This window comes from Methanosarcina sp. DH2 (assembly GCF_020804225.1).
Lineage (GTDB): Archaea > Halobacteriota > Methanosarcinia > Methanosarcinales > Methanosarcinaceae > Methanosarcina.
Map to the genome: position 1 here is coordinate 68469 of NZ_WJBI01000015.1, position 24383 is coordinate 92851.

The 24383-nt window shown below is 42.1% G+C and carries 21 protein-coding genes and 1 pseudogene; 16 read left to right on the top strand and 6 right to left on the bottom strand.

Annotation, left to right across the window (positions count from 1 at the left end):
- Positions 1 to 766 precede the first annotated feature (766 nt).
- From FXV91_RS15005 to FXV91_RS15020, 4 genes are all read right to left on the bottom strand, one after another.
- Positions 767 to 1876 (bottom strand): DNA topoisomerase IV subunit A, encoded by a 1110-nt coding sequence (locus FXV91_RS15005; protein WP_229391492.1) that lies wholly within the window; start codon positions 1874 to 1876, stop codon positions 767 to 769.
- A gap of 1 nt (position 1877) precedes the next feature.
- Positions 1878 to 3743 carry a DNA topoisomerase VI subunit B gene (locus tag FXV91_RS15010; RefSeq protein ID WP_229391493.1) on the bottom strand — a complete coding sequence of 622 codons (1866 nt, stop codon included), beginning with the start codon at positions 3741 to 3743 and terminating at the stop codon, positions 1878 to 1880.
- Between the two features lie 329 nt (positions 3744 to 4072).
- Positions 4073 to 4303, bottom strand: coding sequence for an Lrp/AsnC ligand binding domain-containing protein (locus FXV91_RS15015; RefSeq protein WP_229391494.1), 231 nt, complete (start codon positions 4301 to 4303; stop codon positions 4073 to 4075).
- A gap of 330 nt (positions 4304 to 4633) precedes the next feature.
- Positions 4634 to 5455 (bottom strand): hypothetical protein, encoded by an 822-nt coding sequence (locus FXV91_RS15020; protein ID WP_229391495.1) that lies wholly within the window; start codon positions 5453 to 5455, stop codon positions 4634 to 4636.
- 245 nt (positions 5456 to 5700) lie between these two features.
- Between FXV91_RS15020 and FXV91_RS20280 the strand changes: the two genes are divergently transcribed.
- The 4 genes from FXV91_RS20280 to FXV91_RS15040 all read left to right on the top strand — a co-directional run bounded on the left by FXV91_RS20280 (position 5701) and on the right by FXV91_RS15040 (position 9762).
- On the top strand, positions 5701 to 7098 hold the full coding sequence (locus FXV91_RS20280; RefSeq protein ID WP_229391496.1) for a pentapeptide repeat-containing protein: 1398 nt from the start codon (positions 5701 to 5703) through the stop codon (positions 7096 to 7098).
- 111 nt (positions 7099 to 7209) lie between these two features.
- Positions 7210 to 7836 carry a magnesium transporter gene (locus FXV91_RS15030; RefSeq protein WP_229391497.1) on the top strand — a complete coding sequence of 209 codons (627 nt, stop codon included), beginning with the start codon at positions 7210 to 7212 and terminating at the stop codon, positions 7834 to 7836.
- Positions 7833 to 8411: a magnesium transporter gene (locus FXV91_RS15035; RefSeq protein WP_229391498.1), complete on the top strand. Its 579-nt coding sequence runs from the start codon at positions 7833 to 7835 to the stop codon at positions 8409 to 8411. Before FXV91_RS15030 ends, FXV91_RS15035 begins: the two co-directional genes overlap by 4 nt.
- Positions 8412 to 8562: 151 nt before the next feature.
- Positions 8563 to 9762 carry a potassium channel family protein gene (locus tag FXV91_RS15040; protein ID WP_229391499.1) on the top strand — a complete coding sequence of 400 codons (1200 nt, stop codon included), beginning with the start codon at positions 8563 to 8565 and terminating at the stop codon, positions 9760 to 9762.
- A gap of 284 nt (positions 9763 to 10046) precedes the next feature.
- Here the strand turns inward: FXV91_RS15040 and FXV91_RS15045 are convergent.
- A pseudogene (locus FXV91_RS15045) lies at positions 10047 to 10160 on the bottom strand (IS5/IS1182 family transposase); the annotation flags it as partial.
- A gap of 636 nt (positions 10161 to 10796) precedes the next feature.
- Here FXV91_RS15045 and FXV91_RS15050 point away from each other — a divergent pair.
- From FXV91_RS15050 to FXV91_RS15105, 12 genes are all read left to right on the top strand, one after another.
- Positions 10797 to 11675: a DUF362 domain-containing protein gene (locus FXV91_RS15050; protein ID WP_229391500.1), complete on the top strand. Its 879-nt coding sequence runs from the start codon at positions 10797 to 10799 to the stop codon at positions 11673 to 11675.
- A 265-nt stretch (positions 11676 to 11940) separates the two neighbouring features.
- Positions 11941 to 12147 (top strand): hypothetical protein, encoded by a 207-nt coding sequence (locus FXV91_RS15055; RefSeq protein ID WP_229391501.1) that lies wholly within the window; start codon positions 11941 to 11943, stop codon positions 12145 to 12147.
- A gap of 471 nt (positions 12148 to 12618) precedes the next feature.
- A complete protein-coding gene (locus FXV91_RS15060; RefSeq protein ID WP_229391502.1) occupies positions 12619 to 13212 on the top strand; it encodes a YbhB/YbcL family Raf kinase inhibitor-like protein in 594 nt (197 codons plus the stop codon).
- 171 nt (positions 13213 to 13383) lie between these two features.
- Positions 13384 to 13950, top strand: a complete 567-nt coding sequence (gene msrA, locus FXV91_RS15065) for a peptide-methionine (S)-S-oxide reductase MsrA (RefSeq protein WP_229391503.1) — start codon at positions 13384 to 13386, stop codon at positions 13948 to 13950.
- Positions 13951 to 14226: 276 nt separating this feature from the next.
- Positions 14227 to 14940, top strand: coding sequence for an ABC transporter ATP-binding protein (locus FXV91_RS15070; protein ID WP_229391504.1), 714 nt, complete (start codon positions 14227 to 14229; stop codon positions 14938 to 14940).
- Positions 14941 to 15180: 240 nt separating this feature from the next.
- Entirely contained in the window at positions 15181 to 15861 is a 681-nt protein-coding gene (locus FXV91_RS15075; protein ID WP_229391505.1) for a heme exporter protein CcmB, read from the top strand.
- 508 nt (positions 15862 to 16369) lie between these two features.
- Positions 16370 to 17083, top strand: coding sequence for a cytochrome c biogenesis protein (locus FXV91_RS15080; RefSeq protein ID WP_229391506.1), 714 nt, complete (start codon positions 16370 to 16372; stop codon positions 17081 to 17083).
- A gap of 121 nt (positions 17084 to 17204) precedes the next feature.
- Positions 17205 to 18041 carry a hypothetical protein gene (locus FXV91_RS15085; RefSeq protein ID WP_229391507.1) on the top strand — a complete coding sequence of 279 codons (837 nt, stop codon included), beginning with the start codon at positions 17205 to 17207 and terminating at the stop codon, positions 18039 to 18041.
- Positions 18042 to 18167: 126 nt separating this feature from the next.
- Complete coding sequence (locus FXV91_RS15090; protein ID WP_229391508.1) at positions 18168 to 19271, top strand: NADH:flavin oxidoreductase; 1104 nt, start codon at positions 18168 to 18170, stop codon at positions 19269 to 19271.
- A gap of 623 nt (positions 19272 to 19894) precedes the next feature.
- The gene (locus FXV91_RS15095) at positions 19895 to 20473 is read left to right on the top strand and encodes an XRE family transcriptional regulator (RefSeq protein WP_229391509.1); all 579 of its coding nucleotides are present in this window, start codon (positions 19895 to 19897) and stop codon (positions 20471 to 20473) included.
- A gap of 109 nt (positions 20474 to 20582) precedes the next feature.
- Positions 20583 to 21038 carry a thioesterase family protein gene (locus FXV91_RS15100; protein ID WP_229391510.1) on the top strand — a complete coding sequence of 152 codons (456 nt, stop codon included), beginning with the start codon at positions 20583 to 20585 and terminating at the stop codon, positions 21036 to 21038.
- A gap of 99 nt (positions 21039 to 21137) precedes the next feature.
- The gene (locus tag FXV91_RS15105; RefSeq protein ID WP_229391511.1) at positions 21138 to 22790 is read left to right on the top strand and encodes an AMP-binding protein; all 1653 of its coding nucleotides are present in this window, start codon (positions 21138 to 21140) and stop codon (positions 22788 to 22790) included.
- Positions 22791 to 23985: 1195 nt separating this feature from the next.
- On the opposite strand, the gene FXV91_RS19930 is transcribed toward FXV91_RS15105, so the two are convergent.
- Entirely contained in the window at positions 23986 to 24111 is a 126-nt protein-coding gene (locus FXV91_RS19930) for a hypothetical protein (protein ID WP_255680642.1), read from the bottom strand.
- Between the last annotated feature and the right edge of the window lie 272 nt (positions 24112 to 24383).

Sequence of the window (24383 nt, forward strand, 5' to 3'; positions counted from 1 at the left end):
GCAAAAGACTACTGTATAGCAAAAGCGTAACTGTATGGCAAAAGACTACTGTATAGCGAAAGCGTAACTGTATGGCAAAAGCATCACTATATGGAAAAGTATCGTTGTACAGCAAAAGTGATCACTTAGATATATACATTTATTAGCAAATTACACATGATAGTATGCTTTATGAAAACAGCATACGATTATGCAAACAGTGAATTTTCCATATATAAGCGATTGATACTTAGAGACTTGATCATACAGGTCATTCTTTAATTATATTTAGCTCCTCGAAACCTGCAGGTTCCAGCCAGCGCAAATTTCCGATTATCCACAGTACCCGGGATGATCCGGTTCACTGCCACGGTTCCGGTATTATTGAATTCCCTATACTGCTGTGTCCATCTGATTTATAGGAAGAAGCGTAAAACCCATGAAACCTTTATTTCATGGGATATAAGCGTCAACTTCCATATATTTTTCAATTGTTGATTCTGCTAAACTATTTTTCGTATTAAGTTAATTTAATAGTAGATACTGTCACCACAACCCAAAATGCGAAAACCAAGCTGAGGGAGTTGGATAACAGGGTATCGTATACCTGAAGGGATCGGGAACATTAAGCCGGAGAAAACCGGAAGCTCTAAGCATCTCAAGTAATCTCACGATCATATTTTTATTTCACCTGTGGTACGCGGGGTAGAGCCTGTATGACTTGTCCTCAGTAGAGGGAAGGATGACTCAGGAGGCAGGTAAATCTTTAGTTTAGCGGTAGTTCACCTTACACCATTCCCAGTTCTTTAAGCCGGTTCGGAAGATATACCTCGGTTACGAAGTCTAGGCCTTTTCCTGCAAAAGCTTGTTGTTCAGCCTTCTTACCTATATCGAGCTGGAGCTGGATCTGCTCTTTCCAGTAATCAGTCTCAAAGCGAGGATCGGAAAGTTCACTCCTCAGTGCACTTACATCCTGCTCGGTGAGTTTGTCAGTTGAGAGTTCGTACTCCACAATATCCGAGGGCTGAAGTCCCAGGAATTTGGCTGCAGGTGTTGCCATGAATTCCGAAAGGTGAGCACTTTTTATGGCTCCGTAAGCAACAGATGCATAGATCCTGTAAGACCATGGGTCGCCGTCAGTAAAAACTGCTACAGGGATCCCCAGCTCCTCGTTCATACGCTTGATCATCCTGCGGGTTGACCGAGCAGGCTGGCCCTTTAAGTGGACGAGAATCGCATTATAAGCCTCGTCAAACCCGTTTTCCATCAACCGTGCATACATACCGCCGGTTTCTATGGCTATAATCATGCTTGCGTCGTTGCTCTTGAACTCGATATTTTCTACATTGAAAGGAATCTGATATCCACCTTCCCCTACATCCTTCTGGCAGTGGATATTCCGCTCCCCGCGCTTTGTCTGTTCCGAGATCTCAATCGGCCCGAACATAGTGGCTCCGTCTTCTTCAGGACGCATGTGGAAATACTCCCTCTGAAGGCTGGTCAGGAGTTCCAGGTCTTCGATCAGGCGGTCGCTTTCAGCCTGCTCTTTGAATTTGGCAGCATCCCAGCCCTCGGATATATAGTAAAGTTCTCGAAGTGTTGAGCCGCGGTTCTGGGAAAGGTGTTCGTTTATGAGGAAATCTGTCGCATAAGTAGTTTTCAGGAGCTGAAATGCGCCTTTTACGGTCTTTGCACTCCTTTCGCTCTCCCTATCCCCGTAGACCCAGACATCGCTCTCATCGGAATATTCTATGTTTGCCTTGGTCCGGCTCGGAAGGCTGACGCTCGGAATAATCTCATCTTCAAACTGGTTATAGATCTTTTCTGCAAGCTCAAGCAGCCTTTCCTTTGCCAGGGCATCTCCCTGTCTTGTTTTGCTATTTGATACTCTTGCCATTTCAAACACCTTTAAACGCTTTTGCCCCGGTTACCAGTTCTTCTTCAAGCCCTTCTACAATCAGCTGGGGAAGTTTTCTGAGCTCTTCTTCGGTTGCAGATTCTATCCTGTAGCTGAGTACTTTTGAGGATCCTGCAGCTGCCGAAATCTCCCAGATGTAATCGTAATCATTGCCCATGGTCACAACCTTTGGCTCAGGTTTTACCCCGTTGATTTTGCAGGGAAGCATTTCATGTACCCTGAAAGAATAAGCTGAGGTCCCGAAATTCTTGACCTTAATAGCCACATCTGCAGTCCCATCTCCGTTGCTTTTAACTTTCCTGTGCACAAGCAGGTTTCCCATGATTTTTGCAACAACAGGATTTATGTCAGGGACGTCCTTTTCCAGGATATTTGCAACCTTTACTGCCATTTTCGGAAGCACCTTTGTAATTATAATCTCTTTTTCCCTGCGTTTCTTGAGGTTGCTCTGCTTGCTCAGGTAATGCTTGAGTTTTCTTGCAACTTCTTTGATTGCGAGGTCCACTTCTTCTTTAATCACAGGGATATCTGCAATTGCATCCTTTGATTCGGAGGTAAAGGGCACGTTAATAGAAGCGACATGGATCAGGAGAAGGACAGGACCTACAGGAATCCCTCCTCCGGGCTGGTTTAAGCCATACTGCTTCCATTTGATGTCTTCTACGGCGTGCGTGGTTACACAGCCTCCCTGCTGATAAAGTAAAGGCACACGGTTTGCAAACCGCATGATACTTATTTTATCTTCCTTCGGGAGATTACCCCCATATGCAAGCCCGACTTCCACCACAAAGGGGTTTCCTGAGTAGACAGCCGGTTTTCGTGTGCTTGTAGCAATGAAGTCCACATTTGTTTCTTTTTCAAGCCCCCGGTAGATCAGCTCTTCTCCTATCGGGGAGAGGCAATCTGTAGGGGGGGCCATGATCTTTACTTTCCCAAAAGCTTCAATCAGCTTCCTTGCTTCGTGGCGGCCAAGTGCCTGGGGATCGATTTCGGGATCGAGCCCTGCAGCCTTGCAGATTTCCTCCGCAGTAAGCAGCCCGATCTTACAAAAAGAGTAACGGAGAAATGGGGAAAGCTTCTGGCGCTCCGTGTAATGGAGCATTTTCAGAAGGGTTCCAAGTTCGATACCTTCGGGATGAGGCAGGATTTCCTCGGCAGGGTCGGGCATTTTATCCGTAGCCCTTTCAAATACTTCCTCGTTGCCGTCAGGGTCGATAAGAGTTATCCTGGCGTGGGGGTTTACAATTGCAGTGGCTTTAAGGTATTCGTAAATGGACTGCCTTCTCCCTTTTACGTAGGCAGCTTTCATCTCCAGTTCGACCTGGGTGCCATGTGGGCGGAACCAGTCCCTGACCTCATCTATCAGGATGTCAGGCTCATTGGTACTTGTATTGATCATGAGCTCGTAATAGTGGGCAGGGGACGTTGAGCTGGTTTTTGAGAGGATTTTTGTGTGCCTGCCTGCAGTCATCTGGGAATAGAGCACTGCTGCCGAAATTCCTATTCCCTGCTGCCCCCGGCTTTGCTTGAGAGCATGGAACCTTGAACCGTAGAGCAGTTTTGCAAAGACTTTAGGGATCTGTTCTCTTATAATTCCAGGACCGTTGTCTTCGATAATAACGGTTACATAATCCTGTCCTGTCCTCTCGACCTGAACAAGGATATCCGGCAGAATTCCGGCTTCCTCACAGGCATCAAGAGAATTGTCAACCGCTTCTTTTACGGTTGTTATAAGGCTTCGAGGCGCGGAGTCAAAACCCAGGATCTGCCTGTTCTTTTCAAAAAATTCTGCTACACTTATCGATTTTTGTTTTTTAGCGAGTTCTTCTGCAATGGGGGCTTCCATGGACTTTTACCTCAGGGCTGAAAAGTTGATCCGATGTTTAAAATGAATTTGATATTTAAAATAAATCTGCATTTAAAACAAATATGGTGCTAAAATATAGTAGATTATTTTTGACTCTGGTCTTATTTTTTACTTTTATTCTCAAAGAGGTTTTATAACAATTCTCAAAGTAGAATTTGCTGTCTAAATTCAAAGTAGAATTTGCTATCTGAAGCAGGATTTCTTTCATAATAAAAGTACAGGGTAATAAATATTAGCGCCTGCTAAAAAAGATAGCGATTCTTCCGGTTCGTTTCTGCCGGAGTCTGGTGCTTTCAGGCACCGGTTGCTCAGAGTTCCGCACCGACAATTGTCTGGGTTGCGGTTACATTCTCGCTTTCCCTTATCCTGTCTACCACGGCATTGAGGATGCTCAGGTCTTTGACATCTACGATTACGACAAAATCGTATTCCCCGAAAACGTGGTAGACGTCTTTGATTCCTTCTATAGCCTTTAATTCCCTGTATGCTGCTTTTTCGTATCCGGGCAGCACGTTTATCATTGTGACTCCTATTACCATGGGTATCAATAAGAGGTAACGGCTGCAAGATATTTATTTTTATCCGACAACCCGGAGAAAAAGCTGTGAATTGGATAAGTACTTAATATTCTACTTTTGGCTCATGAAAAGGATATTCCCTAACGATAAAACCTATCAGATGAGTAAAAGATTAATTGAGAAGCAGTACAAAATGATTTCAGAGAAATACAAAGATGCTGACATTGAAGGATTGAAAGGCAGTAATAAAGCCGTTAAAATCCTAAGGATACAATAAAGAGTGCAGTGTCAGTTTTTGATACTGATCTAATTGACTGTAAAAGCATTTAGAGGTAAATATGATCTCTGTCTCTATTCTGTATGCTGTATTTCTAGATTAAATTGTTTTTCGTCCAATTTCAGCAGAACATGAATAGAAGCAAGGAAAGTATAAAACATCCAATCATACCAAATATCTTTGTCGTAATCGTTTTGTTGCTTTCTATTGAGATGGCGGATATCAAAATTATTAATTATATTAAAGAGATTTTTTTCATCGGCTTTAGGTAGTCGTATATCACTTTTTTGAAGATATTCAAGAACATCAGCAAGTGTTCTTACAGCTTCTTTCTTATCTTCAACTGAAGAATTGTAGCGAGAAAACTTTGAAATTGAGTATTTTACCCTTAAATCAATATTTTCAGGATCATTTGTTTCAACAGCTTCTTTAATTAATGTTTCAAAGCCTGGGGATGAAAGCTTTTGGATTTTCCCATCTACAATTTCATAGCCAACTTTATCAATTTTGAAAATGTCATTTATATCATTAATAGTATTATACAGTCTTATATTAAATCCTGTACTCTCCTTCTCTTTCATGTAGATAAAAAGCTCAATAGCTCTCAAAAAATCCTCTATGGAACAGTTTAGTAATAATTCGTTAATGGCTTTTTGGTCATCAAGTATATCAGAGATGTTTGGTATTCCCTTGTATTTGCTAATTTCATACCTTAAGTTATGATAATCATCTGTTAACGGTCTTCCACTAAACGCCCCAATTTTTCCAAAAAGTACATTTTCAGAGACCACGAAAATGACTTTCTGTCTTGTTTCAGTAGGAATATTATCATAACTGAGAAACATTTTTTTCTCTACTTCTTCTTTTTGACAAAAAAGATCTTTATGAATCATCATTAAGACTCCATTTGTAGGAAAATATAATCATTGTTTCTTTGTTGAACTTTGGGTTTTAGCTTACAATTTATTTCTATAGGATTTCAGTTTTTCAATTATGTGAATAACTTCATATTCTCCTTATAAGCTTTGAATATGTACACTTTTTTATGTTTACCTTAACTTTCGTTTCTATTTCTCATCCTTTGAGTATAAATGGCAATGTTTATTTTAGTTCACTATCGATTAAGAACAGATAAACGTTTGTGGCAAAGGAAGAGTGCATGGATTTAAGGGAAGCAGTTGAAAAATATAAACAATCTAAGATTCCTTCTTTATCTACAACATGTGAGAAGGCAAGCCATCATTCCAAAACATGTTTACTTATTGCTATTATTCTTTTCTTAATTTTTATCTATCTAATACAACAAGTTCCACACTGGCAAGTAGCTCAATTTGGAATAACGAACCCAAAAGACTTAGCGGATGCTGAAAACAGTTACCGTGCTACATTAGCTCAAATATTTGGTGGTATTGCTATTGTTATTGGGCTTTACTACACATGGAGGAGAATCTCCATTGCTGAGGAAAATCTAATAGTTGCTCAAGAAAGTCAGATAACTGAACGCTTCACCAGAGCTATTGAACAGTTAGGGAATGAAAAAATTGAGATTCGGCTAGGCGGAATATACTCACTTGAGAGAATTTCACAAGAATCCGATAAAGATTACTGGCCAATAATGGAAATTTTAACAGCTTATATTAGGAGCAACTCACCAGCTAAAGTAATTGAAATTAAAGATGATTTTCCATATTTTCAAGCTTCCGAAGATAAAAAAGATGAATTAGAAGTCATGGATTTTCAACCTTTCAACGAATATGAAAAAGAAGAAGCGGAAGTAAATAAACTACCTTTAGACATTCAAGCGATACTTACTGTTATTGGAAGACGGAAGTATTCAATTTCCTCTGGTGAGCCTAGTTATCTGGATTTGAGAAAAACTAATCTAAGTAGATTTGTTCTTATAGGTGCTAACCTTGAAGGAGCTCTTCTTTACGAAGCTGATCTTCAAGAAGCTAGACTTCAACGTGCTAACCTTAAAGAAGCTAACCTTGAAGGAGCTTACCTTCAAAATAGTCTTCTTGTAAAAACTGATCTGCCTGATGCTATTCTAAAAAAGGCAAAACTTCAATGGGCTGACCTTTTTGGGGCTGTTCTAACAAATGCTAATCTTCAATTGGCTAATCTTGAATACGCTACCCTTTCAGATGCTAACCTTGAAAATGCTGACTTTGGACATGACACTGATTATAACTTTGAACGTTGGGGCGCCACTTGGGCTGCTGGGGCTACTCTTGAAAATGCTTACCTTTATAATGCTAACCTTAAAAAAGCCAACCTTCGTGGGACTAATCTCAAAGGAGCTATCTTTAAAGAAGCTAACCTTGAAATGGCTAACTTGGAACATGCTGATCTTAAAGGAGCTGATCTTGAAGGAGCTAACCTTGAAGGAACTTACAATCTAACAATTGAGCAGCTTTCAAAAGTGAAAACACTTTACAATGCAAAATTAGATGAGAAGCTAGAAAAGCTATTAAAAGAGAAGTATCCAGCCCTTTTTGAAAAATTTAAAGATAAACCTTTGTTTCCAGATGAAATATAACGAGATTTCTTCAGTACCTAATATACCCCATACTGACAAATAAATTTTTCACATGTTAGGTTTTCGAGAGTTCCCCATTGTTTTAATATTATCAGGGTATAATACAAGCGCATGCCCTCTGAGTCGCACAGGGATGAAGACATCTTCGAATCCCAGTTTATAGACAAGTACCTCAGCGAGTACGCGAGTATCTCTTCAATAGTACGTGAGGCGCTACCCTTTGAACTTTTGGCGACAGTAGGAGGAGTCATTGCCGGGATCATTCTTTCCGGGATGACCAGCGAACTTGAGATGATTCCCGGGTTAATTGTTATTTATCCTGGCGTTCTCGGGCTGCGCGGGAACATTTCATCAACCCTCGGCTCCAGGCTCGGCAGTGCAATTCATATGGGGCTGATCACTGACATCGACAGGAATAACCCCGAACTGACAAATAATATTGCAGGCTCCCTTCTCCTTGGTTTTATTATGGCGATCTTGCTCGGGTTTTTAGGGCATTTTGTCACCCTTGCCTTGGGATTTGAGAGTGCAGGGGCTTTTAAGCTTATCCTTATCTGTGCGATTTCTGCTCTCACATCCGGCGTAATCCTCTCTTTTGTTGCTGTCCTTCTTGCCATAGGCATGTTCAGGTTCGGCTTTGATCCCGATAATGTTGTCACGCCTTCAATTGCAACTATAGGGGATATCGTTTCCATGTTTATGCTTTTCCTCTCGGCAAAACTGGTGGTGATGCTTTGAGAAAAGCCAGGGGGCAGACCAGTTATTACACTGTAAGGGGCATTGTCAAGCGCGGGATTCCAGTGCTTTCGATCACCTGTGTGATGGGGATCCTGGTAGGGCAGATCCTTAACACAAGAGAAAACAGCCTCCTTTCCATGCCTGCAATCCTGATCCTTATCCCTTCTCTGATCAAGATCGGAGGGGATACCGGCAGTATGCTGGGTGCCCGGCTCTCATCGGCTTTCCATATGGGGCTTGGAGACCGGATTTACAGAAACCCTGTGGTACACAACAGCGTTATTGCAGCATTAATTGTGGGCTTTGTCTCTTCAATTTCTGTCAGTGTGCTGGTTTACCTCGCAAGCAAATTTATGGGTTTCGGCATGCCTTTCATTACCCTGCTGGAAATCAGCCTCATTGCGGTTGTAATAGAACTTTCGGTGGTATACTCTGCAACAGTTGGCATTGCCTTTGCTTCCCACCGCTTCGGGATGGATCCTGATGATACTGTTATCCCCTTAATAGCAAGTCTTGGTGACCTTGTAGGAGTAATAGGAATCCTCATAGCCCTGCATTTGCTGAATATTTTATAAACTGGATGTGACTTAATACTATCACTTTTATCCGGGACATTTCTATTTAAGTTATAGAGAGTTCAATTTAGGAATAATTCAAAAATTAATAATTACTATGAGGTATATACCTCATACATACCAACAATCAGGTAGAGTTGATATAGAGACCATGTTCCCCAAAGAATTCAGATACAGTCCAAGGAATCTTATAGGCCTTTTGACTGAGATGAAGGATACCTCCGAACTCATGGTAGACCTGGCATATTCTGCAATGGTCTATGATGATGAGGACATCGCAGAAGAGGTGCTTAACCTTGAAGATAAGATGGATACCCTCGACTATCATATGAAGATGGCTGCAATGTTAAGCACGCGCAGGGTTGATGAGGCTGAAGAACTCCTGGGAGTCCTTAAGGTCGCTGCATCCTCGGAAAATATAGCAAACGCTGCAGGCGATATTGCCAAAATCGTCCTTATGAATATGGGAATTCCGATGGAATTGAAGATAGCCCTGAGAGAAGCGGAAGAAACTATTGTAAGGGCAACCGTTGCTTCAGAATCTGTAATGGCCGGGCGTATTCTTGGAGACCTCGAGCTGGATATAGAGACCGGGATGTGGGTAATTGCAATCCGCAGAAGTGAGGACTGGATTTACGACCCTGATAAAGAAACCCGAATCCGCCAGGGAGATGTGTTAATTGCCAGAGGGCATGACGAAGGGGTTCCTATATTCTTTCAAATGGCGACAACAAGAAAATTTATTCCGAGGGAAATCGAGCACGATAAAGTCTTAAAGGACCTCGAACATGCCGTGGACATAATCGTGGACATGAAAAACATGTCTGAACTCTCGGTAGGACTTGCGTACTCTGCTATCCTTTTTGATAACGAAGATATCGCATACGAGGTCAGTGCCCTTGAGTCCGAAATGGATTCCATGAAGTACGAACTCCAGCACTGGGTGCTTGAAACCGCAAAACACGTTGAAGATGTAAACCTGCTCAGGGGGATCCTGCACCTTGCCAGCGCCTCGGAAGCCATTTCAGATGCTGCCTATGGGATAGCAGATACTGTCCTCAGGGATATTGAGCTCCACCCGATCATTACCCTTGCAGTTCGGAACTCAGAAGAGGTAATTACACGGCTACAGGTCGAAAAATGCTCTCCGATAGTTGGCAAGACCTTCTCGGAACTGAGACTCGAAACCGAAACCGGACTGCATGTAATGGCAATCAAGAGGGCTGAACGCTGGGTCTATGCTCCTAAAGGCAATACTACTGTCCAGGCAGGAGATATGCTTATTGCCCGCGGTTCCAGGATTGGAGAAGGGGCGCTCATAGAGATGTGCGAGTGCAAGTTACGCCAGTAATATCACCCGAGTTTCGCTTCGGGAGCACGAGGTCCTTTTCGCTACGCTTTGCTTCGCTCAAGAGGACTAATTTATAAAATCACAGATTTTCCCTTCCAAATTGCGCTTCGGGATCACAGGAAATCGAAGATTTCCTGGGAGTTGCACTGTAAGTGCAACAGTACGAGGTCCTTTTCGGCAGAGTTGCGGCTCTGAAGTGCGCTTTCCGTTTCACTCGCTTCACTCGCTCAAGCAGAATAATTGATGGGTTTAAGCAATGAGCTGCGCTCAAGAGGACTAAGTGCCTATCCGAAAAGTCCCGTTGCTCTGAATGTTATGCATGCATATGCTAAATGTAGCATAGCCATGTAATTTTCAATTTTCTTTTCCCATCTAATAAGCAGCCTTCTTTTTCGGTTTGGGGAGTGGGAGTAAAGGTTTGATTTTATTCCAGAATTCATTAGAAATCTCGTAGTCGTAACTGATTTTACGTTTTGTCATTACAAAACATTACCATGAATTGTAATTTTTATATTTTTCGGATAGGCTCTAAGTTGCAAACTTCTCTTACCGGTATAGCAGTAGTTTGCTATACCGGATTGTTCCTATCACGCTCGACGCAGAAGAGCGGTTTTTCCCGTGAAAAAAGAGAGAAAAGAAGCAAGTAAAAGCTTAAAATAGTTTAAATTTGCCAAAAGGAGTAGAATTAAATTTTATCTAAAAAATATTCGCTCTCGACTTTCTTTTTATTCTTTCTTTTTATTCATTCTTTTTCCTCTTTTTCAGCACTCGTTTTTGTTCTTATTTGTTTTATTTTATTATTCAGGTCGCCAGATAAGCTAGCGGGCGCGTTTATAACCTGTGAATTAAAAACCGGTTTTTAGGGTCCACCAAAAAGAATTTCCTCAGCCCATTCAGGGTATTTTCCTTGATATCAGTTTCTCTCAATAGCAACGCCATCTAATGGGTCAGTTTTGTATCTGACTAGAAGGAAGGTTACAGAATTATATGGTGCTTTTATACATCGGGTTACAATTACTCTATGGGAGTTTGATATGGTAATTGTTGGACTTTCGAGAAATAAGGACACCCTGGAATCCGTAAGAACAGCGGTGGAGCTTGCAGGTGGGCTTGGGATAAAGGAGGGAGCAACTGTATTGATCCGTCCGAACGCAAATACTGCAGACCCTGCTCCGGGTTCGACAAATCCCGAGGTGTTGAGGGGCGCTATCAGGGAAGTAAAAAGATACAGCCCCGGAAAAATAATTGTGGCTGAGAAGTCGATGACGACCCTGAACACGGAGAAGGTGCTCAAAAGGTTGGGGCTCTGGCAGGTTGCGGAAGTTGAAGGAGTTGATGAGATCCTGACGTTTGACCATATGAAACGGGAACATATGGAACCCAGGAAGGCTTATTCCTGGCCGCTGGGATTTGATGTGCCTGAGTTTCTGGCGGCTATAGACTATACAATTGCTCTTCCGGTAATCAAGACCCACTGGACTGCAACGTTTACTATGGGCCTTAAGTCCCAGATCAGCATAACCGCAGACAGGGACCGGAGACAGCTTCCTCACGGGCAGGGGATGGATGTACTCTTCGGAAATATGATTGCCGAATCTAACCTTGTTTATAAGCCTGATTTCTATATCTCGGATGCTACAAAATGTTTTGTGACCGAAGGCCCGAACATAGGGACTCTGCGAGAACCCGGGATTGTAATGGCGAGCAGGGATGTGATTGCAAACGACATTGCAGGACTTGCCCTTCTGAAAACCCTGGGCACGGTCCCGAAGATCCAGATGAACTCGGTCTGGGCTCAGCCCCAGATCAAAAGGGCTGTGGAATTGGGATTGGGGGTGCAGAGTAAAGAAGAAATTACAGTAAAGGGTTCAGGAGTCGAGGAGATAAATGAGATTATTGACAGGCTTGCCTGACCTGCCCTTACATGATGTAATCTGATAATAGTATCTGGAAGGTCTAGAAAGAAGATTTAAAGAATTTCAGAACTCCCTAAATTGCCATAGTTCCCGAGGTAGTCAGAGCTGGCAGGGGTGAAGGCCTGAGTGATTTAACAGGATGAAATCTCCTGCATCTGCAATACCCTTCGGCTTCAGATTTTTCAATGGCACGCAAATATGCTGATATATCACCATAATTTATTTATTTTCGACGATCCCATAAATAATAGGGGTATTTTCTATGAAATGTGAAATATGTGGAACAGAGAGCGATGCAAGATACTGCAACGATTGTGGCAGAGTGATGAACGACGTTATAAGACGAGTAGGCGAAGCTCGCTGGGCAGCAATTGATGACTGCTCGTTTATTTATCCGCTTGTACGGCGCGTAGGGAAGGGAGAGGCAACAGTTAACGATATAATTCAGGCTCTTGAAGTTGAAGACTGATCTGTACTGTCTTCAGGACTTCAAACTTATCAGAAGATGGCTTTAAAGGTTGTCTGACCTGAAAAGTGTTCCTGAACTGAAGATAGTTCCTGAGCTGAAGATAGTTCCTGAGATGCAGTTTATTTTAACCTGATTTTCAGGTTACCGGAGGTACCGATAACGGTGACGTGGTCCGGGAATTTTGGGAGACGGATTAAAGCTGTATGGGAAGTAAAGTTAATAGAATTCAATAAAATAAGCCAGGTCCTTTTTCAGGGACCCAAGCTCTAAAGTCAGGTTTCAGGGCCCTAAGGTCAGGTTTCAGGGATCTAAGGTCAGGTTTCAGGGATCTAAGGTCAGGTTTCAGATTAGTTTAGACTACGGTCTTTCAGTTCAAATTCTAAAGTCGGGCTCCGAGGTAAAATCCTTAAGGTTATATCTCTTTAGCCTTAATATTATAGTGTCAGGCAATTTTCTCTGATCACAGAGACGGTGCTATACATAAACAGAAAAGCCGGAACAGTTGTTTCAGCGTTCCTGTTTGCAGAAGTGCTCATAATTTCAGGATGTATTAAAAATGAACAGGTTGAAGCACCTGCAGATGAAGAATCTTCCAATGCCGGCAAAGGGGATGAGGATATGGACATCCAGACTATAAAGGTTTTTAGCAGCGCGTTTGAATCGAACAGTACTATTCCCAGGAAATATACGTGTAATGGGGAAAATATAAATCCTCCACTGGAATTCGCAAATATTCCGGAGGAAACTGAAAGTATGGTACTGATCATGGACGATCCTGATTCTTCCATGAATCCGTTTACACACTGGATCGTCTGGAATATCGAGCCGGTGGCAAAAATTGAGGAGGATAGTATCCCAGGGATTGAGGGAATGAATAACTTCAGGAAAATCGGCTACGGTGGGCCATGCCCTTCTTCAGGCACGCACAGATATTTCTTCAGGGTTTATGCGCTGGACAGGCAGCTTGAGCTCAAAGCAGGAGCAGGAAGAAAAGAGCTTGAAAGCGAAATGATAGGGCACATCATTGCCGAAGGGGAATTGATGGGGAAATACGGTAAAACCTGATCATGGGAAGCAGTCTAAAAAATGATCGAAAAAAGGTCTTATCCTGAAAAGATAGGTCTTATCCTAATAAGATGTACTTTATTATGCGGTATGGTTTTGATCATAAACAAACCCTGATATAAAGTAAGCCCTGATAAACCTGATTTCCGTGAAGATTAAGGGGGGAAGATAGTGGAAGGAAATAAAAAGGCTGAACAGAGTAACCCAACGTCTGAAGAAAGTACGGAAATATTTGAAAACCCCGGAGAAGGCCTGGAAAAGGCAACCTTTGCTGCAGGCTGTTTCTGGGGAATTGAAGAGGCTTTTCGGCAGGTTAAAGGTGTGGCTGCAACTGCGGTTGGATACAGCGGAGGGAATTTTAAAAAACCTACTTACGAGCAGGTCTGCACCCTTAACACCGGGCATGCAGAAGCTGTAAGGGTTATTTTCGATCCCGAAGTTGTTTCGTATAAGACCCTGCTGGATGTTTTCTGGAAAGTACACGACCCGACCACAAAAGATAGGCAGGGACCTGATGTCGGAAACCAGTACCGTTCCGTAATATTTTACCACAGCGAAGAGCAAAAGGCTGCTGCTCTCACCTCAAAGGAAGAACTCGAGAAGTCAGGATCTTTCAAAAACCCTATAGTAACCGAGATAGTGCCGGTTTCTGATTTCTATATGGCAGAAGATTACCACCAGCAGTACTTTGAAAAAAAAGGATTTTTACAGAATGTACTCAGGAGCTTTAAAAAATAAATGATGGAGACAGGTTATAGGGACAAAAAAGTAGGGAAAAAGGCCTGGGCCCGTATGATAAAGTCATGCGCAGACTGTAAAGTAATAAACAGATTGTGTACAGTTGCGCACAGAACAGCATCAGACGTGCCTTAAACAACCAGACAATAAGGGCAGTAAGCCGGATAGTACTGGGTAATAACTATACAGAGTCACGACATAAGCCGGAACTACAGGCTGATACAGTACAGACCATATAAAAAGATTAATTTAGAAGGATTCGCAAAGTAGTTCCGGATGGAAAATGCAGTCTCCATAAGGAAGCTGTCAAAAGTTTTCGGGAAAACTCCTGTCCTGAAAGCCCTTGACCTTGACCTCAAAAAAGGCGAATTTGCGGTTATTTTTGGCCCTAACGGGGCTGGAAAAACCACTCTTTTGAAGTTGATCTCAACCCTGATTGAGCCTACCGGAGGCTCTATTATCGTGTCCGGGTTTAACACAACCGAAGAGCCGGAAAAAGCCCGTAAAGAAATAGGGATGCTTTCGCACGATTCCTATCTCTATGGAGACCTTACAGCAAAGGAAAATCTGCGTTTTTTCGGGCAGATGTACGGAATCAAAGATAAAGAACTCGGAGAGAGAATTTCACATTTCCTGGAAGATGTAGGGCTTGTAACAAAAGCAGACGAAAGAGTCAGCACTTTTTCAAGAGGAATGAAACAGCGTCTTTCCATTGCAAGAGCTCTGCTTCACAGGCCTTCCATCCTCCTTCTGGACGAACCTTATACAGGTCTTGATCCAGGAGCCTCACTGGTTTTCGAAAATATCCTTAAGAGCCCTGAATTTCAGGAGAGCACAAAATTAATGGTTTCCCATGATCTTGAGAGGGGTTTTGCCCTCTGCAACAGAGTCCTTATCCTGAATAAAGGAAGGTTTGTATACGATGGATTTAAGGAAAATTTATCAGGGTTTGAGGGCTTCAAGGAAGAATGCGGCCCCATGATGGTGTAAAGCCCGAAAGTTAAGAACGAAAGTAAAAATAAAAAATAAATTTAAAAATGCGGATATTTAACAAATGCAAAGATTTAACAAATGAAAGTTTAACAAATGAAAATTTAACAAATGAAAGTTTAAAAAATTCAATGTTAAAAAATTCAATGTTAAAAATAGAATATTAAAAAAATAAATATTAAAGAATAGATCTTGAATTCAAGATAAGATGACGGATAAAATGAAAACAGGAGCTTAAAAATGATCCGGAGCTATTATATTGCTGCAAAAGACCTTAAAGCCGAGTTCCGGACAAAACAGATGCTCAACTCAATGTTTATTTTCTCGCTTCTCGCACTTGTGGTCTTCAGCGTTTCATTTGGAGATTTTCTCGGGGACGCTGAGAAGGTTGAAAAACTTGCTCCCGGAGTTCTCTGGATTGCTTTTACTTTTGCCGGGATGCTCGGGCTTTCCAGGACTTTTGTCATGGAAACTGAGAACGGATGCCTTGAAGCACTTATGCTCTGTCCTGTGGACAAGGGTGCTATTTATACAGGGAAAATTCTCTCCAATCTTGCAATTGTATTTCTTATGGAAGCTGTAACCCTGCCTTTCTTTATCATACTTTTCAATTACAACCTGGATATCCGAACCTTACTCCTGCTCCTGCTAATCCTTTTACTCGGGACTTTCGGGTTTATTGCTGTCGGAACCCTGCTCTCTGCCCTTACCCTCGGCACCCGTACCAGAGAGCTCCTCCTGCCAGTCCTTCTCCTGCCTGTTCTCCTGCCTGTCCTGATTCCTTCAGTGGAGGCAACTGCCGGAGTTCTTGCCGGAAACAATATAGTAGATTTGTTTCCTGAAATCAGGCTGCTTGCAGTTTACGACCTTGTGTTTTTTGTGATCTCGCACCTGGTCTTTGAATACGTAGTCTCAGACTGAGGTTTTTCTTGAAGGAAAAAAGAAGAAAAAGGAAAGAATGAGAAAAGTAAAGAGAAGAATGAGAAAAGTAAAGAGAAGAATGAGAAAAATAAAGAGAAGAATGAGAAAAATAAAGAGAAAAAAGGGAAAAGAAAAGAGAAGAAAGAGAGAAAAATAGTAAAGCAGAAGATGCTTCAAGAAAGCGATCAAAATAGAATCAATAATAAATAAAGTGAACCGATATATTCACACACCTGTACGCGGCTGCTTCACAATGCACCTGCTGCTTCATATTGTGCGTTGTTAACTTTACATCCAGTCTCTTTATCCAATATTTTCATCCGATTTCTTTATCGAATCTCTTAATAGGTCAGCTTTGATGGCTGATCAGCCCTGGTGGGCTAAAGTTGACAGAATTTATAGTTCACTATATTACACATGAATAATAATTATTCACAAATAAGTTAGTAACCTTCAGTATCATTATCGGAGTCGTGTTAATCTTAACCTATTAAAACACGTGAAAGAAATGACCTCAAGTTCCAGAAAAATCGGAGTGATGGCAGCTGCAACTGCCGGCGTAATGCTTCTTGCAACATATATGCTTTTCTTCTACCTGCCTCCAATCAGGGATGAATCAGGGGAGGTCCTGAGCGGAAGCTTCAGAATCTTTTTCTTCCACATGCCAATAGCAATTATTTCTTACCTGGCTTTTGGAATCTTATTTGTTGCAAGTATCCTCTACCTCAGGGAAAAGTCCCTTAAATGGGATATCTATGCCCGCTCGGCAGCCGAGGTAGGAACCCTTTTTGCATTCCTTGTGCTGGTAACAGGCTCGATCTGGGCAAAAGATGCCTGGGGCTGGTACTGGATCTGGGACATCAGGCTGACCACTTCCCTGGTCCTCTTCCTTGTTTACCTCGCGTATGCAATGCTCAGAAAATCCCTCGACGAATCTGAAAAAAGAGCCAGGCTCTCGGCAGTCTTCGGAATCCTGGGCTTCATGTCCGTACCCCTGAGTTTCTTTTCAATCCGGCTCTGGCGATCGGCTCACCCCCTTATGTTCGGAGGAAACACCGGCGGAAGTGGGGGAGGGCTTGAAGGGACAGCGCTTCAACTGACTCTCATTGTCAATTTCATAGCTTATTTCCTGCTTTTCCTTACCCTATTTTCTGTGAAAGTACAGAATGAGCGGATAGAAGAGGAACTTGACGCACGCAAATATGCTGAATTTGAAGCCTGATCAGAAGGATCCATTTCAGTATATTATCTCCTTTTTCCTTTTTTTTCAAGCCGTATTACATAATTTTGATATATATCATACTGGATATAGATAATAACTTCTTTATTTTTGAGGGAAGGTCATGCGTATTAAAGTTCTAGCTGCAGCAGGGTTAATTTTGTTGGGAATTGTGGTTTTTTCTATATATTTGGGCTCCAACAATGAGAGTGTACCGGATGACAAAGGCATAATTCAAAAAATAGAGGTTAAAAACAGCAGTTTTCTTGAGGTTTCGGAAGATTGGGATGGTTTTGAAACAGTAATTATAGATACCGACAAACTCAGGAAAGCCGCAGATAACGGACAAGTGACCCTCAGCTTAATGGGGGAGGAATTCGAGGTTAGAATCCAAGAGGTCTCCAGGCAAAATGGTAAGAATGGTGAAAACGCATACTTTTATATAGGATCTATTGTCGGCAGTAAACAAAGTAGAGCTGAGTTATATATAGAAGGAGAAATTTTTCATGGGTCTGTTGAACTGGGAGAACCCTGGAATGTTACATACAACATTGCACATACTGATGAAAGATACAATGGGAAAATAGTCCACGTTATGTTTATGATAGATTGGGAGAAGGAAAGGGAAAGGCTGGAACAGGAAGATATTGACCCCCTGCAGTTTTTCCTTATAAATAGTGATTCCAGGAAGCATGTGATATCTATCGAGATTTTTGATTTTAATAATAAATCCATATTCAAAGAGACCTACACACTGGGTTTCGAAGACGAGATATCCTCACCGAAAATAGATGCCGAACTGGGACAATACAGGTATGAAATTATTCTGGATAATAATTCTACTTTTGAACAGAAAGTACAGGCGGATCACGCTACTAATCTGTGTTCTTCAGAAAAACTATACATCAATCTAATAGATCATCCCGAATATCCGATGGAAATCGGAATTGAAGTTGCCTGATTTATTTTCCCTTCTCTTTCCTTCCTTTTCCTCTCGCAGCTAAAAGAAACTTTGTGCCTGAATACGAAGCCTCTTTTTTCAGGAATCCTGGATAATTATTTACCCTCCTCTCCCCTATTTTTTCCCATGATTTTCGACCCTATCACAGTCTGTAGCATGGAACTCCAGAACCGCATTGTAAGGTCCGCAACGCATGAATTCATGGCTGAAGAAGACGGGACGCCCACTTCCGGACTCGGAGATCTCTATGAAGAACTTGCAAAAAATGAAGTCGGCTTAATAATAACTGGCTATTCTTATGTCCTTCCCGGCGGGCAGAGCGATGCTTCCCAGCAGGGAATTTATGATGACAGGTTTATTGAGCCATACAGGAAGATTACGGATAGGGTACACAGATACAGAAGCAGGATAGTGCTTCAGATAGTACATGGAGGCAGGCAGGCAGATGTTTCTGAAGAATATCCTACCCCTATGGCTCCCTCAGCAGTTAAAAACGGGCATTCGGCAACTATGCCGAAGGAAATGACCGAAGGAGAAATTCTGAAAGTGATTGAGGCATTCACACAGGCGGCTGTCCGGGCAAAAAAAGCAGGCTTTGATGGAGTGCAACTCCACTGTGCCCATGGTTTTCTCTTAAGCAATTTTATCTCTCCTTATACTAACAGGCGGACCGATAGATGGGGAAGTTCCGTGGAAAACCGGGCAAGGATAGTCACGGAGATTGTAAGGCGCATAAAAGATGAGACTGGGGGCGATTTCCCGATTTTTGTCAAAATGAATGCAACGGATGGCTTCCAGCCCGGCACGGCGAAGGCAGAACTCGGGCTTGATATATCCCAGGCTGTGGAAACTGCAAAACTTCTGGAAAAAGCAGGTGTATGTGCAATCGAGGTCAGTGGAGGGATAAGCGAAGCAGGTGGAGTGACTATAAAGACCGCAATCAATTCTCCTGCTAAAGAGGCTTACTTTAAGGACTATTCCAAAATGATAAAAAGTGCAGTGAATATTCCTTTAATCCTTGTAGGAGGTATCAGGTCTCTTTCTGTTATGGAAGACCTGCTTGAAAACGGGTTCGCAGACCTTATATCCATGAGCAGGACATTCATCAGCGAACCTGACCTTATTTTAAAACTTAAATCAGGAGAGGCTAAAAAGGCAAGGTGCGTGTCCTGCAACCTCTGTTTTGACCCCAGAGGTTTAAGGTGCAATTTCGAGTTTGATCGATTTTAAAAAACTACAGTTATTTCCATTTCAAATACATTTTTTCCTTTTTCTGACTTTGTTTTTCTATTTTTTTCTATTTATTCTTTTTCTAGTTTTTTCTTTTTCTAGTTTTTCTTCCCTCTAATTTGTTGATCATTCATCTTTATATAGTGATATTTTTGAGTAAAAAGAAAAAGGTGGCTGATTCTAAACTCTTAACTCTTGCCCTTACAATATAACCACGGGGTCAGGAAAGTATTTTTCTCCCTATGTTGAGTATTTCCTCATAGTATTGAATTTCCTTAATAGCAGCAGCGGGTTGCTTGTGGACTTGATTTACTGGTAGGCTGGCTACAGGTCTGTACGGCGCAGAAGAGAAATAGAATTTGATTTATGAGTATCCCGGAATAGATCAAACAAGCAATTACGAACCGCTAATTTTTTCTAATAACTCATTCTTTCTTCGAACTGTTTATTGGTTTTTGTTTACAATTGTTTTTTAATAATTACCTGGAAAAAGAGGGTCTGAACGTATATTTTTTATAATAGATAGATACAAAAGAGATAAGCTTTACAGGCTGTTTATAGGGACTCTGGTTTACATTTTCTGCCGGGTCCGCGACTTAAAAATGTGTGTGAGGAAGAGAATAATGTCAGAAGAGAACCGTGTCGGAAGTAAAATACGCCAGCTTAGAGAAGCCCAGGATATGACTGTTGAAGAACTGGCTGAAGCCAGTCAGAGCAATGTGGAGTTAATCCAGCAGCTAGAAAACGGAGCCCTCGTTCCGTCCTTGACCCCTCTTTTAAAGATTGCCCGGGCTTTAGGCGTCCGCCTTGGTACTTTTCTGGACGACGTCCCCCAGAGCGGGCCTGTAGTCGTAAGGGCAGGACTATCCGAAAACGTGGTCCGTTTTTCCGGAAAGACCGAGAAGCCAAAGAAAAGTGCTCTTGAGTTTTACTCCCTTGCCTCGGACAAATCAGACCGCCATATGGAGCCTTTTATCATTGATATCCACCCTTCCCCTGAAGAAAGCCACAAACTCTCTTCTCACGAAGGGGAAGAATTCATTTATGTACTTTCTGGAGAAATTGAAATTTTCTATGGCAAGGACGTTCACAGGCTAAGTGTCGGAGACAGCATCTATTATGATTCCATCGTCCCGCATGATGTCCATGCAGCAGGGAAAGAGGATGCAAGAATAATGGCTGTAGTCTATGCTCCTCTCTGAAAGCCTCAGCTAGGTGGGTAAGAGAGTAAAAACGTTACTTAAAAAAGCAGAAATTTAGATTAAAAAATTGGATAATTGAGTACAGATACTAAGAGTTAGGGAATCCAAAATGTTCAGTATAAATGTTAGTCCGCGCTTTGGAGATATTGATGGGCTCGGGCATATAAACAACACAGTCCTTCCAGTATGGTTCGAAACGGGGAGAAACTCCATTTTCAGGCTTTTCTCGCCGGACCTTGACCTTAGCCCTGATGTATGGCACCTGATCCTTGTCAGAACTGAATTTGATTTTCTGAGGCAGATGTATTTCAGGTCCGACGTAGAGATCAGAACCTTCATTACAAAGATCGGGAACAGCTCCTTTACTGTCGGGCACGAGGCCTGGCAGGAAGGGGAACTTAAGGTAAGGGGTCAGGCAGTACTGGTTTATTATGATTTCAAACTCCAGAAAGCACTCCCCCTTCCGGATTCAATCCGCGAGATTTTAAAAAGGCATATTTTCCCTTCAATGGATGCCTCCTCAGCAGATGCGGAAACAGATACGGATTCTCCCTGCTCTATTTAAACATACTTCAGAAACGCCTTTAACTGGCCGGAATATAAAAACCCCATTCATAAGCCAGAAGTTTCTGAAAGTAGTAGTCCAGAAGAAGAGGCTGAAACCATGCATCTTATAGAAGATTCTCTTGGAGAATACTTTGAAAAACAGGTAGCTATAGACCCTGATCATGAGTTTATGGTTTATCCGGACCGTAACCTGCGCTTTACTTACGGTCAATTCAACGAAAGAGTAAATAACCTTGCAAAAGGGCTGCTTGCTATCGGGATAAAAAAAGGAGATCATATAGGGATCTGGGCAAAGAATGTTCCTGACTGGCTTACCTTCATGTTTGCCACCTCAAAGATAGGAGCAGTTCTGGTTACTGTAAATACTGCTTACAGGAGCCACGAAGTTGAGTACGTACTTAAACAGTCAGATATGAAGGCGCTTGCTCTTATCGATAGTTTCAGGGAAGTTGATTACCTTGAAATTATCAATGAGCTGGTCCCGGAGCTCAAAAGCTCGGAAAGAGGGCGCCTGAAGAGTAAAAATTTCCCATGCCTGAAGAGCGTGATCTATGTAGGACAGGAAAAGCACAGGGGAATGTACAACACCAGTGAGCTGATGCTCCTTGGCAGCCATTATCCTGATGACGAGCTTAAAGAGATTCTGGCAAGTGTCAGCGGGGATGATGTGGTCAATATGCAGTACACCTCAGGGACTACCGGTTTTCCGAAAGGAGTTATGTTGACCAGCAAAAATATCCTGAACAACGGGCTCTCTATTGGCGACCGCCAGAAGTTTACACACAAAGACCGGCTCTGCCTGCCTGTGCCTCTTTTCCACTGCTTTGGGATCGTGCTCGGGGTTATGGCTGTCCTGACCCACAGGGCAACGCTTGTTATGCTTGAGGTTTTCGACCCTCTTCTGGTGCTTGCAGCAGTCCAGAAAGAGAAGTGTACTGCCCTTTACGGTGTGCCTACAATGTTCATTGCCGAGTACACCCATCCCATGTTTGATATGTTCGACCTCTCCTCCCTGAGGACAGGGATCATGGCTGGTTCTACCTGCCCTGTGGAAGCCATGAAAAAGGTCGTAAAAGATATGAACTGTTATCAAATCACCAGCGTCTACGGGCTTACCGAAGCCTCTCCGGGAATGACACAGACAACTGTCGATGATCCGGTAGAACTCAGGGTCGAGACCGTAGGCAAGTGCTTCCCGGGCGTTGAAGTCAGAGTGGTTGACCCATCTACCAATGAGCCAGTGCCCCCTAACACAGTAGGAGAGCTCTGTTGCCGTGGATATAATATTATGAAGGGCTACTACAATATGCCGGAAGAAACGAAAAAAGTGATTGACGAAGGGGGCTGGCTGCACAGCGGAGATCTCGGGACCTGTGACGAAAAAGGCTACTACAGGATTACCGGTCGCATAAAGGATATGATTATTCGGGGAGGGGAAAATATCTACCCCCGGGAAATTGAGGAGTTCCTGCACGCCATGCCCGGAGTCAGAGATGCCCAGGTCGTTGGCATACCTGATAAGAAATACGGGGAAATCGTAGGAGCCTTTGTCATCCTTGAAAAAGGTGCGGACCTTACGGAAGCTGATATCAGGGACTACGCTGTAAGCAAGATTGCACGTTATAAGGTTCCGAAATATGTCTTCATAGTAAATGAGTATCCTTTGACCGCAAGCGGCAAGATCCAGAAGTACAAGCTCAGAGAACTGGCTGTAGAACTCTTAAAAAATAGGGAGGCAAACGACAACTAATTCAGTACTAATTCAGTACTATCGACCTTCTGGTCGGTTTCCTTTTTATATTTAGTTTTATTTTTTATTATTCTTTTACCGGAACGTCTCTTTCTACTGAACTTACTGAAACTTTACTTTTCCTATAATTTCATAATCTCCAAAACTCCTTTGGTTCCTGGAAATCACTTCTCAAGCCGCTCACTGCTCAAGTCACACCGCTAAAGCCATTCGCTGGACTTTGAATTCCAAGAGAAAGTAAAAGAATTCCAATCAGGTACCATGAGTACTAAATTCAATTTGGAAATTTAGCTTAGCCTATATTTTGCTTTGCTTGAAGTTTTCAATTGGGCTAAAAAATTAGAAACCATCTATAATTTAGGGGTTAACTGGATTTTTCAATGCGTTATAAAATAATGCACCAATCAAATGTTAATAAGCAGACAAAATTAATTAATCATTGAATATTTAACGGAATTTATTATATATAGAATTTCAGCATTAGAAGAATTGTAATTGTAAGAGAAGCATATCAGGCATGTTTGTACATAGAATATTGGGGAGTATTCATCGATAGGGGTTTCATCAGATTGAGAGCTCAGGGGATTACGAGCTCTCAGTCATTCACCGCAACAGCAGCAAATCTTTATTGCCTTCTCTTACAATTGTGTAAAGAATATGTGGGAGTATTCTTTAACGGGGGTTTCATCAGATTGAGAGCTCAGGGGATTTTCGGGCTCTCAATCAATCACTAACAGTTCATTTCAATTAACTTTTTTAAGCGATAATAATTCGTATAGCTCGATATATGAGAAAATTCACTATTGATAGAGTCTTCCAATTATAGAATATCCCCAAGACGCAATATGACACTCAATAAATCTTTTAAGTAATTATCTTACTATTCTATTGTATATAAGTTCTTTGATACCTGATCAAAATATAAATTATTCATTCTATAATCACGATCTAAATTTCTCATGTTTGGATTTTTTGATTACTTGTATAGCAGAGTCAGCAATTCGAAATTGACTTGAACTCCTTTATAAGGGATCTTATAGCCTCAATAATAAACCAGGGAAATAATTCTGTTTTCGGGAAACTGCTGAAGATAGGGCATATAAACATGATATACAGCATAAGCCCGGTTCCTGGATAAGCTCGGTCCACTGGATAAGCTCGGTTCACTAGATAAGCCTGATTCTCTGGACTATTGTTAATCAATGAGATCAGAGAAAAGTCCAGCAGGCACGAATTCGGCAGGTGCAGATAGGCAGGTGCAGATAGGCAGGTGCAGATAGCAGGTGCAGGTAGGCAGGTGTAGATAGATATCAGACGACACTCCTGAAAACCCCCTCATTTGTACGGAACACTGTGGAACATTCCCAAGTCTGCCATTTCATCCTGAGCCTTTACTTTTTTGTGTACGAGGTATTCTTCGGAAAAAGTTATGAAAAAGAGCTGTAACTGCCCTGCATGCCATTTATAAAAAACAGGGATTACAGAACCTGTACTTCTGTGAAACCGGAAAAGCTGTAGAAAGAAGGAAAGAAGAGAAAAAAGCATGAGAAGCTTGTATCAAGTGACTAAGTAGAAAATAATAAAGTTCTGACC

Coding starts and splice junctions, on each gene's coding strand:
- FXV91_RS15090 (WP_229391508.1), top strand. CDS start 18,168: ATGATTTTCGACCCTATCACAGTCTGTAGCATGGAACTCCAGAACCGC.
- FXV91_RS15100 (WP_229391510.1), top strand. CDS start 20,583: ATGTTCAGTATAAATGTTAGTCCGCGCTTTGGAGATATTGATGGGCTC.
- FXV91_RS15050 (WP_229391500.1), top strand. CDS start 10,797: ATGGTAATTGTTGGACTTTCGAGAAATAAGGACACCCTGGAATCCGTA.
- FXV91_RS15095 (WP_229391509.1), top strand. CDS start 19,895: ATGTCAGAAGAGAACCGTGTCGGAAGTAAAATACGCCAGCTTAGAGAA.
- FXV91_RS15085 (WP_229391507.1), top strand. CDS start 17,205: ATGCGTATTAAAGTTCTAGCTGCAGCAGGGTTAATTTTGTTGGGAATT.
- FXV91_RS15020 (WP_229391495.1), bottom strand. CDS start 5,455: ATGATGATTCATAAAGATCTTTTTTGTCAAAAAGAAGAAGTAGAGAAA.
- FXV91_RS15005 (WP_229391492.1), bottom strand. CDS start 1,876: ATGGCAAGAGTATCAAATAGCAAAACAAGACAGGGAGATGCCCTGGCA.
- FXV91_RS15010 (WP_229391493.1), bottom strand. CDS start 3,743: ATGGAAGCCCCCATTGCAGAAGAACTCGCTAAAAAACAAAAATCGATA.
- FXV91_RS15080 (WP_229391506.1), top strand. CDS start 16,370: ATGACCTCAAGTTCCAGAAAAATCGGAGTGATGGCAGCTGCAACTGCC.
- FXV91_RS15105 (WP_229391511.1), top strand. CDS start 21,138: ATGCATCTTATAGAAGATTCTCTTGGAGAATACTTTGAAAAACAGGTA.
- FXV91_RS15070 (WP_229391504.1), top strand. CDS start 14,227: ATGGAAAATGCAGTCTCCATAAGGAAGCTGTCAAAAGTTTTCGGGAAA.
- FXV91_RS15055 (WP_229391501.1), top strand. CDS start 11,941: ATGAAATGTGAAATATGTGGAACAGAGAGCGATGCAAGATACTGCAAC.
- FXV91_RS15075 (WP_229391505.1), top strand. CDS start 15,181: ATGATCCGGAGCTATTATATTGCTGCAAAAGACCTTAAAGCCGAGTTC.
- FXV91_RS15040 (WP_229391499.1), top strand. CDS start 8,563: ATGTTCCCCAAAGAATTCAGATACAGTCCAAGGAATCTTATAGGCCTT.
- FXV91_RS15030 (WP_229391497.1), top strand. CDS start 7,210: ATGCCCTCTGAGTCGCACAGGGATGAAGACATCTTCGAATCCCAGTTT.
- FXV91_RS15015 (WP_229391494.1), bottom strand. CDS start 4,303: ATGGTAATAGGAGTCACAATGATAAACGTGCTGCCCGGATACGAAAAA.